Source organism: Mesorhizobium sp. M2A.F.Ca.ET.042.01.1.1, assembly GCF_003997405.1.
Lineage (GTDB): Bacteria > Pseudomonadota > Alphaproteobacteria > Rhizobiales > Rhizobiaceae > Mesorhizobium.
Window position 1 is genome coordinate 1 of the sequence record NZ_RZRX01000198.1, and the last position, 12,448, is coordinate 12,448.

Annotated in this window: 15 protein-coding genes and 1 pseudogene; 6 read left to right on the forward strand and 10 right to left on the reverse strand. The window is 61.6% G+C overall.

Annotation, left to right across the window (positions count from 1 at the left end; translation table 11 throughout):
- The 4 genes and pseudogenes from EOA23_RS24885 to trbB form a co-directional block, all read right to left on the reverse strand.
- Window positions 1-705 (reverse strand): annotated as a pseudogene (locus tag EOA23_RS24885) (conjugal transfer protein TrbE); the annotation flags it as partial.
- 11 nt (window positions 706-716) lie between these two features.
- Entirely contained in the window at window positions 717-998 is a 282-nt protein-coding gene (locus EOA23_RS24890) for a VirB3 family type IV secretion system protein (RefSeq protein ID WP_126060902.1), read from the reverse strand.
- The gene (locus EOA23_RS24895) at window positions 998-1,330 is read right to left on the reverse strand and encodes a TrbC/VirB2 family protein (protein ID WP_126060901.1); all 333 of its coding nucleotides are present in this window, start codon (window positions 1,328-1,330) and stop codon (window positions 998-1,000) included. The genes EOA23_RS24890 and EOA23_RS24895 overlap by 1 nt, the downstream gene beginning before the upstream one ends.
- Window positions 1,327-2,310 carry a P-type conjugative transfer ATPase TrbB gene (gene trbB / locus EOA23_RS24900; RefSeq protein ID WP_126060900.1) on the reverse strand — a complete coding sequence of 328 codons (984 nt, stop codon included), beginning with the start codon at window positions 2,308-2,310 and terminating at the stop codon, window positions 1,327-1,329. Before trbB ends, EOA23_RS24895 begins: the two co-directional genes overlap by 4 nt.
- 428 nt (window positions 2,311-2,738) lie before the next feature.
- On the opposite strand from trbB, the gene EOA23_RS24905 reads away from it, so the two are divergent.
- The 3 genes from EOA23_RS24905 to EOA23_RS24915 are packed head-to-tail and all read left to right on the forward strand — an operon-like array spanning window position 2,739 to window position 4,811.
- Window positions 2,739-3,392 (forward strand): amino acid ABC transporter permease, encoded by a 654-nt coding sequence (locus tag EOA23_RS24905; RefSeq protein ID WP_126060899.1) that lies wholly within the window; start codon window positions 2,739-2,741, stop codon window positions 3,390-3,392.
- Entirely contained in the window at window positions 3,382-4,041 is a 660-nt protein-coding gene (ehuD, locus tag EOA23_RS24910) for an ectoine/hydroxyectoine ABC transporter permease subunit EhuD (protein ID WP_126060898.1), read from the forward strand. The genes EOA23_RS24905 and ehuD overlap by 11 nt, the downstream gene beginning before the upstream one ends.
- Window positions 4,041-4,811, forward strand: a complete 771-nt coding sequence (locus tag EOA23_RS24915) for an amino acid ABC transporter ATP-binding protein (RefSeq protein WP_127306098.1) — start codon at window positions 4,041-4,043, stop codon at window positions 4,809-4,811. Before ehuD ends, EOA23_RS24915 begins: the two co-directional genes overlap by 1 nt.
- A 76-nt stretch (window positions 4,812-4,887) precedes the next feature.
- Here EOA23_RS24915 and EOA23_RS24920 read toward each other — a convergent pair whose 3' ends face one another.
- Window positions 4,888-5,586: a response regulator transcription factor gene (locus tag EOA23_RS24920; RefSeq protein WP_126060896.1), complete on the reverse strand. Its 699-nt coding sequence runs from the start codon at window positions 5,584-5,586 to the stop codon at window positions 4,888-4,890.
- A gap of 343 nt (window positions 5,587-5,929) precedes the next feature.
- Here EOA23_RS24920 and EOA23_RS24925 point away from each other — a divergent pair, with 343 nt between their 5' ends.
- Entirely contained in the window at window positions 5,930-6,283 is a 354-nt protein-coding gene (locus EOA23_RS24925) for a hypothetical protein (protein WP_245456472.1), read from the forward strand.
- A gap of 85 nt (window positions 6,284-6,368) precedes the next feature.
- Complete coding sequence (locus EOA23_RS24930) at window positions 6,369-6,854, forward strand: DNA-binding protein (protein WP_348628581.1); 486 nt, start codon at window positions 6,369-6,371, stop codon at window positions 6,852-6,854.
- Between the two features lie 196 nt (window positions 6,855-7,050).
- On the opposite strand, the gene EOA23_RS24935 is transcribed toward EOA23_RS24930, so the two are convergent.
- The 3 genes from EOA23_RS24935 to EOA23_RS24945 all read right to left on the reverse strand — a co-directional run bounded on the left by EOA23_RS24935 (window position 7,051) and on the right by EOA23_RS24945 (window position 8,898).
- A complete protein-coding gene (locus EOA23_RS24935) occupies window positions 7,051-7,665 on the reverse strand; it encodes an acyl-homoserine-lactone synthase (protein WP_127306100.1) in 615 nt (204 codons plus the stop codon).
- 66 nt (window positions 7,666-7,731) lie between these two features.
- On the reverse strand, window positions 7,732-8,463 hold the full coding sequence (locus EOA23_RS24940) for a LuxR family transcriptional regulator (RefSeq protein WP_127306101.1): 732 nt from the start codon (window positions 8,461-8,463) through the stop codon (window positions 7,732-7,734).
- A gap of 168 nt (window positions 8,464-8,631) precedes the next feature.
- Window positions 8,632-8,898 carry a helix-turn-helix transcriptional regulator gene (locus EOA23_RS24945; RefSeq protein WP_127306102.1) on the reverse strand — a complete coding sequence of 89 codons (267 nt, stop codon included), beginning with the start codon at window positions 8,896-8,898 and terminating at the stop codon, window positions 8,632-8,634.
- Between the two features lie 164 nt (window positions 8,899-9,062).
- Here EOA23_RS24945 and EOA23_RS24950 point away from each other — a divergent pair, with 164 nt between their 5' ends.
- Complete coding sequence (locus EOA23_RS24950) at window positions 9,063-10,364, forward strand: threonine synthase (protein WP_245474338.1); 1,302 nt, start codon at window positions 9,063-9,065, stop codon at window positions 10,362-10,364.
- Here EOA23_RS24950 and EOA23_RS24955 read toward each other — a convergent pair.
- Both EOA23_RS24955 and EOA23_RS24960 read right to left on the reverse strand, forming a co-directional pair.
- The gene (locus EOA23_RS24955) at window positions 10,359-11,432 is read right to left on the reverse strand and encodes a PLP-dependent cysteine synthase family protein (protein ID WP_127306104.1); all 1,074 of its coding nucleotides are present in this window, start codon (window positions 11,430-11,432) and stop codon (window positions 10,359-10,361) included. The two genes, EOA23_RS24950 and EOA23_RS24955, sit on opposite strands and share 6 nt — an antisense overlap.
- Window positions 11,426-12,448 (reverse strand): hypothetical protein (locus EOA23_RS24960; RefSeq protein ID WP_348628582.1); only part of this gene is annotated, 1,023 nt, incomplete at its 5' end. The genes EOA23_RS24960 and EOA23_RS24955, both read right to left, overlap by 7 nt.

The window sequence follows — 12,448 nt, forward strand, 5'->3', positions numbered from 1 at the left end:
GACAATCGTCAGCACACGAAGATGCTTGTCGCCAAGCCGCGGCTCGAGACCGCCGGCCAGCGGCTCGTCGGCCAGCAGCGCGTCGAGATAGATCGGCGTCTCGGGGAGATGCACCCGATGGCGTTTGGTCGAGATCGTCGAATGCAGGTAGGTCAGCGTTTCGCCGTCATCGAGCCATTGGCATTCCGGCATGAATCCGTCCAGCAGGGCCAGCACGCGCTCCGTCCGGTCGACAAAGGCGCGCACGATCTCGCCCGGATCGGCGCGCGACTGGTCGTGGCCCTCATAGAGCCAACCCTCGGCGCGCGTGGCATCATCGGGCGGCGGCAGGAACAGGAATGTGAGAAAGTAGCTCGATACGAAATGAACCCCTTCCTCATCGAAGTCGGCCTTGCGTTCGGCATCGAGCAGGCCGGAGGCCGCATCGGGAAACTGGCTCTCAGGATAGGAAGTCGCTTCATGCCGCTGCGCTTCGACGAAGATGCTCCAGCCGGAACCTAGACGGCGAAAGGCATTGTTGATGCGCGAGGCTACCGCGACAAGCTCCGCCGCGACGGCGGAGTCGAGATCTGGCCCGCGAAACCGCGCGGTGCGCTGGAAGCTGCCGTCCTTGTTGAGCACGACACCCGGCGCGACCAGTGCCGCCCAAGGCAGATAATCGGCAAGGCGAGCGGCGGTCCGACGGTATTCGGCAAGGCTCATCATAGCTGCGCCCCTCAAACCGACAGCTGCGCCGACAGCCGCAGGTGCCGGCGTCCAACCTCGAAGAAAAGTGGATCGCGCCTCGCAGCCCAAACCGCCGTGAGATGCCCGATTGCCCAGATGAGGAGCCCGACGAGCCACAGCCGCAGCCCAAGGCCAACAGCGCCAGCCAGCGTGCCGTTCAGGATTGCGATTGCACGCGGCGCGCCCCCGAGCAGGATATGCTCGGTCAGTGCCCGGTGGACAGGCACGGTCCAGCCCGGCACCGTGTCGAGCTGTTCCAAAGCCGTTGCCATCAGATCACCGCTCCGCCGCCGAAGGAGAAGAACGACAGGAAGAAACTCGACGCCGCAAAGGCGATCGAAAGGCCAAAGACGATCTGGATCAGCCGACGAAAACCGCCCGAACTATCGCCGAAGGCCAGCGTCAGGCCGGTAACGATGATGATGATGACGGCGATGATCTTGGAGACCGGCCCCTCGACCGACTGCAGGATCTTTTCGAGTGGCTGCTCCCATGGCATCGAAGAACCTGAGGCATGGGCGGTCGACGCGACGATGACGTTGGAGGCAAGGGCGACGCCGGCCATGGCCAGGCTGCCGTGGCAGCGCGAAAGCAGGCGGATCATGAGGTTTCTCCTGAGTTGATCAGTGTGGCTTCAGCAATGCGGTAATCGCCATCGGGACCGAGACCCTCGACCCGGACGAGCTCGGTAAGCCGTCGCGCGGCACCGCGTCCCGCGAGCACCGCGACGAGGCTGATCGTGTCGGCGATCAACGCACGCGGGACAGTGACGACGGCCTCCTGGATCAGCTGCTCAAGCCGGCGCAGGGCGCCTATGCCGGAGCCGGCATGAAGCGTGCCGATGCCACCGGGATGCCCGGTACCCCATGCCTTCAAGAGGTCCAGGGCTTCGGCGCCGCGTACCTCGCCGATCGGAATGCGATCCGGCCGCAAGCGCAAGGACGAGCGAACTAGGTCGGATAGCGTGGCGACGCCGTCCTTGGTGCGCATCGCGACGAGGTTGGGCGCCGCGCACTGCAGTTCGCGGGTGTCCTCGATGATGACGACCCGATCCAACCCTTTCGCCACTTCGGCAAGCAGCGCGTTGGTGAGCGTCGTCTTGCCTGTCGAGGTGCCGCCGGCGACAAGGATGTTCGCGCGCCCGGCAACCGCGGCGCGCAAGATCGCGGCCTGGCCAGCCGACATTGTGCCTGCGGCGACATAGTCATCGAGCGTGAACACGGCGACGGCGGGCTTGCGGATCGCGAAGGCCGCCGCGGCCACGACGGGCGGCAACAGGCCTTCGAAACGCTCCCCGGTTTGCGGCAGCTCGGCCGACACGCGTGGGGAACGGGAATGCACCTCGGCGCCGACATGATGGGCGACCAGGCGCACAATGCGCTCGCCCGCGGCAGGCGCCAGCATTTCTCCTGTATCGGCTAAGCCTTCCGATAGCCGATCGACCCAGATCCGGCCATCCGGGTTCAGCATAACCTCAACGATCGCGGGATCGTCGAGGAAGCGGGCAATGGCCGGTCCAAGCGCGGTGCGCAGCATTCGCGAGCTGCGCGCGCGTCCCTCGGTATTGTCGTTCGATATGACCATACTGTCCCCGTTTTGACCCGGGAACACGTCGAACTGTTCCCGGTCGGGACGATCAAAAGAGCCTCGGCGCAGTCCGATTCAACGGCTTTCAGCCGCCGTCGTAGCGTAGCGAGCAAATACCGGCCAACGGCGGTGCCGAAGGCGGTACCCTCTTCGGCGAGCTATTGCGGCTTCCACCGCAAAATTCGTTGTATGAAGCTTCGCAATATAATGTACATGTTTATTGACATGCGATTCATGCCGGGTTTATGTGATTTCCATCGGCCGCCTGCCGGCACAGGCGACCGTCCTTTGACGGCGCGGAGGATTGCCATGAGGAACCGTACGCAGAGCGCGATTTCTCGGCGCATGGTCACATTCCCGAGGCGCGTCGAACCGCTACTGCCACCGTTGATATCCGCCTTGGCAAAGACGGGTGACACGTGAGCATGTTCGACATCTGGCTCGGCATTCTGCAAGGGCTGGGTATCACCGCGCAGGTCACGGCCTACGCCCTTGTCTTTGCAGTCCCCTTCGCGCTCGTCTTCGGCGTCGCGCAGTTTCTTGCCACCGGTCTGACGCGCCTTCTGGTTACCGCCGTGATCGAATTCTGGCGCAGCTCCGCGGTCGTCGTCCTGCTGTTCGTCTTTTATTACGTGCTGCCGGTGCTGGGGATCACCCTCTCGGCGCTCACCGTCAGTGCATTGGTGCTCGGTCTCAACATCGGCGGCTATGCCACCCAGGCTGTACGCGCCGGGCTGCAGTCTCTTCCCGCCGGCCAACGCGAGGCCGGCATGGCGCTCGGCCTCTCGCGCCCGGCGATCCTGCTTCTGATCGAGCTGCCGCAGGCCTTGGTCGCCATGAGCCCGACCTTCGTCAACAACCTTATCCAGCTCGTCAAGGCGACTTCGCTTGTCTCGCTGGTCACACTCACCGACATGACCTTCCGCGCCAAGGAGATCGCGCAGACCGACTACGACCCAGTCGCGATCTATTCGGCGCTGCTGCTGGCCTTCTTCGTCGTCTGTTATCCGATCGCGCTCGCCGGCCGATGGCTGGAGGCGCGGGTCCACCCTGAAAAAGGAACGCCTCGTGGGATTTGACCTCCATTTCGCACTGTCGACCATTCCGACCATCATTGGCGCGATTGGAGCTACCCTGCTCGCGACAATCTTGAGCTGCCTCGGCGCCTCGACGCTTGGCTTCACTTTTGAAATGATCCGCCGCGGAGGCGGAGCCCCTGGTCTGGCCGTCCGCTTCCTGATCGACTTCATCCGCTCGACGCCGGTACTGGCCTGGCTCTATTTCCTCTATTTCGTCATGCCCTTCTACGGGATCCGGCTTGGAGCCATGACGGTGGGCATACTGGGGCTGAGCCTCTACTACAGCGGTTATCTTGCGGAGGTGTTCAAAGCGGGCATCGACGCGATCCCGAAGGGCCAGCAGGAAGCAGCCCGGGCATTGTCGCTAACCCGGCGAGATACGATTGTTTTCGTCATCGCGCCCCAGATGTTGCGCAACATCGCCGCACCGCTCGGCAACTATCTGGTATCGATCCTAAAGGCGACGCCCTATCTCGCCGTCCTGGCCGTCCCCGAAATGCTTGGACGCGCCTTCGATATCGCTTCCGAGACCTATCGGTACGCGGAGCCGCTGACGGTCGCCGGCATCCTGTTCCTCGCGCTTGCACTGATCGTTGCTTACGGCGTGAAGCGCATCGAGCAGCGCCTGCTTGCAGCTGGACGGCGCTGATGCTCGCGCAAGCTCCACACCCAGCCAGTGAAACCCTCCCCCTTGTGCGGATCGTCGGCCTCAACAAGTGGTTCGGCGCCCTGCAGGTCTTGAAAGACATTGATCTTGCGGTACGAGCTGGCTCACGCGTCGTGGTTTGCGGGCCGTCCGGCTCGGGCAAATCGACCTTGATCCGCTGCATCAACGGTCTTGAGCGCTTCCAAAAGGGAACGATCCAGCTTGAAGGGACAGCGCTCGGAAGAAATGCTCGCGATACGGCGACGGCGCGCCGGCAAACAGGCATGGTGTTCCAGAGCTTCAACCTCTTTCCGCACCTGACGGTGCTCGCCAACTGCACGCTGGCGCTGCGCCGGGTTCTGCTGAAGCCGGCGAGCGAGGCCGAAGAGATCGCCATGCATCACCTGACGACGGTGCGCATCCCCGAAAAGGCGCACGCCTACCCGGCCCAGCTCTCGGGCGGTCAACAACAAAGGGTGGCGATCGCGCGCGCGCTCTGCCTCAATCCTCGTATCATGCTGTTCGACGAGCCGACCTCGGCGCTGGACCCGGAGATGATCAAGGAGGTGCTCGATGTCATGGTCGCGCTCGCGGGAAGCGGTGTGACCATGGTTTGCGTGACGCATGAAATGGGCTTTGCACGCGAAGTCGCGGACCAGATCGTTTTCATGGATGAAGGCCGCATCGTCGTCCATGCCTCTTCCAAGGACTTTTTCTCAAGGGCAGCTCACCCACGCGCCCAGCTTTTCCTGGATAACATCCTGAACCATTGATGCCAGATGCCCTTGAGCCAGTGTGCCGGCACGGGCGCACACGGCGCCGACATGGCGACAGGCGGATGCGAGCAGATTACCACTCCGGCGCGAACGCGTAGCCAGCCGAGCGGACGGTGCGTATGACTTCGCTTCCCACGGATGCCCGGAGCCGTTTGCGCAGCCTGGCTATATGGACGTCGACGCCCCGCACATCGGTGGCGGCGGCATGTTCAGGCCATGCTGCCGCGACCAATTCCTCGCGGCTGAACACCTTGCCTGGCCTTGCCAAAAGGCTGCGCAAAAGCTTGAACTCGATCGGAGGCATGACAATCTCCTTTTGCTTGAAGAATGTCCTGTAGGTCTTTGGTTCCAGTCGGAAATCGCCCTGCACAAGATCCCCCGATCCCGTTTCGCGCGATGAGTTTGCAAGGCCCGCTTTGCCATGCAGCCAGTTCAGAAGCTGTTCAGGCGCAAAGGGTCGTGAAAATATCTCGTCGACACCAGCCTTGATCAAATCAAGATGCAGCTTGCCAGAACGCGGCGCAACCAAGCCTGCGAGAGGCGTTGCTCTTGTCGATTCGGACGACTTCAGCGCCACGCACTGCTTGGCGATTGCGCGGTCGCCTGGATGACAATCCAGGATGACGGCAAGCGGCACCGCGGCCTTGATGGCGCGCGCGATCTGCTTGTCTGCGGTGATCAGGCGGGTTTCGAAGCCTGCAACTGTAAGGATGTGCCCGAAAACGAGGAAAAAGTCCGGGTCCTTCGAAGAGATCAGGACCAGCGGCTTCATTGAGTCACCAACGGAGTTTGACGCATCATAGGGCTGACTACCGCGCAATTGGGCGCGATGACAATATCCCCGCGGTTCTTGTCACTCGTTCATACTTTCCAGGTCGCGACTAAGTCCCCATTTGGAAGGCATTGAATGTGAGTGGCAGCTTTGCGCCTCATCCGGCCGGCCGGCGCTGGAGATCTTGAGTTCCCGTGTCCGGCGTTCCATCTACCCGGACCATGGCGGACGCGTTCAGGCCTTCGCCGGTTGCACGGCCTACTGTTCGTTGAAAATGCGTCCATGTTTGCTATGTTGTCTAAATTGGAATTTTGTTGAACAGATGAGACAGGGGAGCGGACAGGTGGCAAAGATCGCTTCGCGCACACCGTTGCGGCCCGGGGTAGCAGCTGGCAAGCGGGGAAGAGCAATCAGCAAATTGGCCGGGAAGAAGAAGACGAGCCTGCCCAGGCTGGCAAAGGTCGCCGCTATTTTCGAGCGAGCGGAAGAGTCAGGCCTTCGCCGTGAAAAGGATGGCAGGATCACAGGGCGAGTGAGCGCGGTTCTGATAGAAAAGGCCAAAGCCCGAACCGGGTTGACCTCGGATACCGAACTTGTCGAGTTCGCCCTGGCGAACGTGGCCCTGGAGGACAACTTCGCCGAGACCTTCAGGAAGACCCAAGGTACGGTGGATCCAGACCTGAAGCTCGGGTACTAGTGTGCCTGGGTTCGACTTCGCGGCCGCCGTTAGATGGAGTCGCCTAGATCCTCGGAGGTCCTTGAGCCACCGCCCTGACAGTGAGTTGCCGATCATCGGCGATACTGCGCTGCCGGGGCAGGAATTGTTGCTGGATACCAATGTCTACATCCATGGCCTCCAGGGGAAAGCACCTGAAGTGGTGGCCGATCTCCTGGACCTCCGGCAGGTCAATCATTCCAGCGTTGCCATGCAGGAATTGATGCATACGGTGGGGGCTTTGGATCCCAACCACCCTGGAACTTCTGGTGCGATCAAGCGGATCGGGACAACGATCGAGGCCATGCCGGCACATCGTATTTTCACACCGGATGCCGACTTGCTCGGCCGCGCTGCCCTCCTGTCGGGAATGCTGTCGCGCCTTCAAGGGTACGACAAGGATTCAAAGCTTCGTGCCCTCCAGGATTGCCTGTTGTTCCTTCAGGCGCAAAAGTTGGGGTTCGTCGTTTTGACCGCAAACATCCGCGACTTCGATCTTTTGTTGCAATTGATCCCTGCCGGGCGGGTTTTGATGTACCGAGCGCTTGATTGAAGGCCTGGCCGCAAAGCAGTCGCGCCCGGAACGTGTTTGACCGATCAGCCGCTGGGTACCTTACCACCAGCTGTCGTCCCAGCCACCACTGGACGAGGCGACCAGAGCGTAACTGTCGGCCCAAAGTGGTCGTCTTCGGTCGGCGATCGATCGGCATTCTCCAGCCGCAAAACCTTGGCTAACTGTGGCAATCAGCCTAAATTCTGTCCGCAAGTATGACGCCGCTTATCCCATAAGCGCGGCGCGTCTGCTCAATCGCCTCAGGCGTGACATCGATCAGCAGCGCGATGATGTCGCCATCGGGATGCTGGAGAGCGTTGCCGAGTTCGAGGAGCGTCCAGCCAAGCGCACGCAGGCGCTTTGGCCAGAATGTTTCGCATACCACGCTAATCTGTCGAATTCCCAGACTTTGCGCCGTCTCGAGAAGTCCGCAGAGAACGAACCCAGCAACCGGCGACGAGGCTCCCTTCGTGCGAAGGGATGGGATGACAAAGAAGCGAGTCCATTCGAAAATTTCGGCCGCCCTCGGAGGTGTTCCGCCGGCGAGTATCGGAAAGACCTCGCTCATGAGATGCGGCTCCAGCGTGGGAACAAGACGGGAGCCGCCGACGATCTTGCCGTTGGCGTCGAGCGCCAAAACATAAAGTGCGTGCTCGTTGTCGAAGGCGTCGATCTCGATGTTGATGGGCCGGGCGACGGCGCGCCATCGCCTTTGCTTGACGTAAATGTCGTATCTTATGCGAAAGTAGCGCTCCAGAACCTTCCTGTAGAGCTTCCTGTTTTCCCAGGTGACCAAATGTATACGGACCATGACGCCTCCAGGCGGAGGGTCGTAGGAAAACGGACTTGCGGTACGTATGACGGTATTCAGGTATTGCTAGATGCGGATTTCCTGCCGTCGCAGCGCTTTGACGATGGCATGTGACACATTGATCGCATCGAGCTTTCCCCGGATGTTGCGCTGATGGCTTTCGACCGTGTTCCTGGTAACGCCGAGGATGCAGGCGATATCGTCGGTGGTTTTGCCTTGTGCGCTCCACTCCAGGAGCTCGCGCTCACGCGCCGTCAAGGGCGTGGGCTCATCGCCGCCGCCGTCGCCGGGTGTTCCCAGCCCTGCGAGGCTGCGAAAGGTATGAACGCAAAGCGTCTCGATAAAGGGCAAGGTGCTTGGCAGAACTTCTATCCGGTCGCTCGCCACTGTGACGACACTTGGCCCCGCCAGTGGCACGTGAATGGGAACACAAATACCGTCTTTCATCCCGAACTCAGCCGCCTCGTCCATCACCAGTCTTGAGCGCTTAGATAGTCTCGCGGCCGGAAGCTCTCGCCACAGGAAGGGCTGCGGCGAGTGCCGGCACTGGGCAACGCAAGGATCGTGCTGAAAGTGATCCTCGGAGACATAGCGATTATACCAATCGACGGGCCAGCCATCACCCAGTATCTCGCGTTGCCAGTCCGCATCGTGCGGCACCGGCAGGCCGGTGATCAGAAAATTGCGCAATCCGTAGCGCGCCATGGCTGAGCGGAACTCCTGAAGGATTGCTTCAGCCGACCGTGCAGTGTCGATCTTCGAGATCGCCGCAACGAGGTCAATGATTTCGTTCTCCATTGGCAGACCTAGACCACAAAAAAGGCCCTACCCGCGGAACAACCTATGCGTGTCCAGATGCCGTCTTCAATGGGACCAGCGCCGAATGTATACTGAAGGAGTCAATTAGACGGCTTAAAGTCGAGAAAAGGTGAATCGCGCTCAACGTATCGACGAAAACATCAGGCTTCATTCCGTCGACTTCGCCGCACCTTGTTTCGTCGCCCGAATAGCTCTCCTATTTGCCGGGCTCGCCGAGACCAACTCTTGTGGCTCGACATCCAAGGCTTTGGCCAAAATCTCGACTGTATCCAGAGTAGCGTTGCGCCGTCCGGCTTCGACGCTACTGATATAGGCTCGCGTGCGCCCCGAAACGAAAGACAACTGCTCCTGAGAGAGTTTTCTTTCTCTCCGAAGCCGCTGCACGTTCAGACCAAAAACGCCGCGAAGTTTCATCCAACAACGGATGCTACGGCGCGCACTATGGTGCGACACACTATAGTGCACATTCCGCATTGACAGCGGTGTCGTGGGCTGTTTGAAACGACGAGCGAATTCAATCGTTTCCCGGACAAGGTATAGCCATGTCTAGCCGGCCATTTCGCGATCTCGCGCACGACATGTCCGCGCATTCCTCGAGTGAGACCAGCCGTCCAGAAAGCGACAAAAGCCGGGTCCTGGAATTCGCCTGCATCCGATGCGGTGCGTCCTACCCTGCCGATGTCAGCATCGACTCCAAAGGGTGCGCGCGGTGTCAGGAAACCGCGCCGGCAAATCTTCGGCCGGTCTACTCGGACCCAAACCCTCATCCTTTGGAGAGCGCCACCACCTCGCGCTCCCTGTGGCGTTTCGCGCCTATGCTCCCCTGCACGGAAGCGGAGGCAGTGAGCCTGGGCGAGGGTATGACGCCCTTGCTTGCAGCGCCGCGCATCGGCGCGTTTCTCGGCGTACCGAACCTCGCGGTCAAGGACGAAGGCCGAAACCCGACCTGGTCGCATAAGGACCGTTTCTCAACCATCGCGGTCAGCGTGGCGCGGGCACGTGGCGCCAAGACCGTCGCGACCGCCTCCTCGGGGAACGCCGGCGCTTCGCTGGCGGCGTACGCCGCCCGAGCCGGGCTGAAATGCGTCGTCACCACTTTCGCTGGCTCAGCCGGCGCGATGCTGGCGCAAATCCGCAAATATGGCGCGACGGTGCTGCCCCTGGTCAACAAGATGGATCGATGGTCGCTGCTGGAACAGGCCGCCGCCCGCTACGACTGGTTCATCGCCTCGCCCTATCACGGTCCGGTCGTCGGCAGCCATCCCCTCGGCATCCAAGGCTATAAGACGATCGCCTATGAGATCGTCGAGCAGCAGGATGGGATGGCGCCAGACTGGTGCGTCCTGCCGGTCTGCTATGGCGATGCGTTGTTCGGTGTGTGGACGGGGTTCTGCGAGTTGTACGCGCAAGGGGCGATTTCGCGCCTGCCTCGCCTCGTCGCCGCAGAGGTTCACGGCTCGCTGACGGACGCCCTTGCCAGCGGCGCCGACGCCCTGAGCGAACGCAAGATGCTCTTCGACAGTCTTGCTGTATCGATCGGCACGCCGCGCAGCACGTTTCAAGCGTTGAAGGCTCTGCGCGAATCCGGCGGGCACGCCGTGCCCGTCAACAATCATGGTCTGATCGCGATGCAGGAACGCCTTGCGCGGGACGAAGGGATCTTTGCCGAACTGGCGTCGGTCACGCCGCTGATCGCAATATCGACGTTGAAGGATCGAGGTGTCATCGCTGCCACGGACCGTGTGGTGGCGGTGGTGACTGCCAGCGGCCTCAAGGACCTCGATCGGTCCGCCGGATCGAACCAACATGACCGGATCTTCCAGACGACGGACGAAGCCTGGCGCTGGCTTGACGAAAACGGGCCGGAGTTCAGTTCATAGATTTTCCGCCGCGCCAACGGCCGGCGGCACCTCGCTCGCCGACTGCGTTTTCAGCACATCGTCGAGACTTCGACGAAGCCAAAGAAAGCGCGTCCATTGCGTCTCTGCTGCCGGCGCGATTGTCGTCAGCGTCCTTGGCTCGGACAGCTCCTTGCAAGGCCAGCCAGGCAGCGTGCCGAGCCAGTCGTCATTATAGACAGTCTCGGCGTGGCGATGGCCTTCGTCAGGCATGATGACCGCGACCTGTGCGTCCGGAAGCGTCGATGCAACCCATTGTGCCACCAACGCAGCGGCACCGCTGGTCGGCCCCATGAAGATACCGTGCTCGCGCAGCAAGCGGTGCGCGGTCATATAGGCCGGATAGGCGCCAACCCAATGTATCTCGTCGACAAGCTCGTGCCTCACGTTTTTCGGCAGAACGCTGTTGCCCAAGCCTCGCAGCATGCGTTTGCCGACGGGCTGTCCGAACAGAATGCTCCGATGCGTATCGACGGCGAACACCGTCAGGTGGGGAAAGACCGTTCGCAGAAAGGACGCGGTTCCGCATAGCGAACCGCCCGTACCGACGCAGCCGACCAGGCAGTCAACCTTGCCTATTGCGCGGATAAAGAGTTCTGCGAGCCGCGCATAAGCGAGCCAGTTCCCTGGACTGTCGTATTGGCGGGTCCAGAAGCCGTCCCGCTCCTTGGCCAGGATTTCTTGAAGACGCGCAAGTCGGCCGGGCTGGTTGCCGTCGCCGCGCGGATCGTCAAGCGCGATGACCGTGGCGCCGATGCGCTCCAGGCGGGCTTTGTACTTGGCATCGATCAGCGTTGAAGCGGTGACGAGCGTCAAGCGATAGTCACGTGCCGCCGCGAGCAGCGCCACCGCCATGCCGAAGGTGCCGGACGTCGTCTCGACAATGTGGGAACCGGCTTTCAATTCGCCATTCGATGCTGCCCGATCCAGAATGTAGCGGGCCGGCATCAGCTTCATCAGCGGAAAGGCGGCGGCCACGAGGTTTGGCGCCAGGAGCGCGAGACGCGGGGTCTCAAGGTCCCTGAAATAGTCCACGTTGAGGGTCAGCATGTCCGACCCTCCGCGTTGACAAAATGGACCTCGACATCCTTGAACCCAGCACGTCTTATCTGCTGCGCGACCAGGGCTGCTCGTCGTTTCAGGTTCGCTGCAAAGAGATCGAAAATCAGACCGAACAACGAGCCGCTATGGGCGACTTGCACCCCGCACGCCCCGGCCCGCCTGGCGATTTCGGCGATTTCGTCGAAGCCCTGTTTGGGCAAGTGGCGTTGGCTGATCACGGCGCTGGCCGAGGCGGCACGCCCGAGAAGATACGGATCCTGAAGCCGGACCGCCCGCGCCACCAGAGCCCGAAGCACGCCGAATTCCTGGATTTCAGCGCTGTCGTAGCGCGCGGGCGGCAGCTGCAATGTGTCGACCGGGACGCCATCCTTTGCCTTGAAGCCGATGAGAAGCAGCGGCGGCAGGGCGCCGCCGAAATTCTCGATGACCACGCCTTCGCGTTGCGCGAACAGCACCGCGTGATCGTCAAAGGCAATCGCGTCGCTGGCGCGCTCGGCGGCAACGGCAAGACGCCCGATGCTCGAGGGCCGCAACTGGATCTTGAGGGTTGCGGCGCCAGCGCGAATGGAAGCGACGACATCCGCAGTCGACGAGCCGTAGCCGTGCCCCACGGGAATTGAGCTTTGAAGCGTCAGCACGCCGCCGCCGGTAACGTTCAGGAAATCGAGCGTGAGCCGCGCGGCTGCCGATGCCTTGATCTTGTGATCTGGGTGGACAAGGATCGCATCGTCGTCGCTCTTGGCGAAGGTCGCCTCCGATCTCAAGCCGGCAATCGGCAGCGTTACGAGCCCGCGGTGAAGGCGCCCGCCATCATCCTTGAAGACGCCCTGGATGAGTTCGCCGTGATGCGCAATCGCCGTTCCTATCCCGACCGACGACCTCGAGATTTCACGACTCATAAGATCGCTGGCCCCGGCCATTTCCACCTCCCCCACGCTTAATCGCCGCGAGGAGGAGGGTGCCGACGATTGCAAGCTGCCCTCACGCACTTCCGGACTTGACGC

What these genes read in the sequence shown, in the direction of transcription:
- EOA23_RS24890 (WP_126060902.1), bottom strand. Translation starts at nt 998, where the DNA reads ATGGCAACGGCTTTGGAACAGCTCGACACGGTGCCGGGCTGGACCGTG.
- EOA23_RS24895 (WP_126060901.1), bottom strand. Translation starts at nt 1,330, where the DNA reads ATGATCCGCCTGCTTTCGCGCTGCCACGGCAGCCTGGCCATGGCCGGC.
- trbB (WP_126060900.1), bottom strand. Translation starts at nt 2,310, where the DNA reads ATGGTCATATCGAACGACAATACCGAGGGACGCGCGCGCAGCTCGCGA.
- EOA23_RS24905 (WP_126060899.1), top strand. Translation starts at nt 2,739, where the DNA reads ATGTTCGACATCTGGCTCGGCATTCTGCAAGGGCTGGGTATCACCGCG.
- EOA23_RS24915 (WP_127306098.1), top strand. Translation starts at nt 4,041, where the DNA reads ATGCTCGCGCAAGCTCCACACCCAGCCAGTGAAACCCTCCCCCTTGTG.
- EOA23_RS24920 (WP_126060896.1), bottom strand. Translation starts at nt 5,586, where the DNA reads ATGAAGCCGCTGGTCCTGATCTCTTCGAAGGACCCGGACTTTTTCCTC.
- EOA23_RS24935 (WP_127306100.1), bottom strand. Translation starts at nt 7,665, where the DNA reads ATGGTCCGTATACATTTGGTCACCTGGGAAAACAGGAAGCTCTACAGG.
- EOA23_RS24940 (WP_127306101.1), bottom strand. Translation starts at nt 8,463, where the DNA reads ATGGAGAACGAAATCATTGACCTCGTTGCGGCGATCTCGAAGATCGAC.
- EOA23_RS24945 (WP_127306102.1), bottom strand. Translation starts at nt 8,898, where the DNA reads ATGAAACTTCGCGGCGTTTTTGGTCTGAACGTGCAGCGGCTTCGGAGA.
- EOA23_RS24950 (WP_245474338.1), top strand. Translation starts at nt 9,063, where the DNA reads ATGTCCGCGCATTCCTCGAGTGAGACCAGCCGTCCAGAAAGCGACAAA.
- EOA23_RS24955 (WP_127306104.1), bottom strand. Translation starts at nt 11,432, where the DNA reads ATGCTGACCCTCAACGTGGACTATTTCAGGGACCTTGAGACCCCGCGT.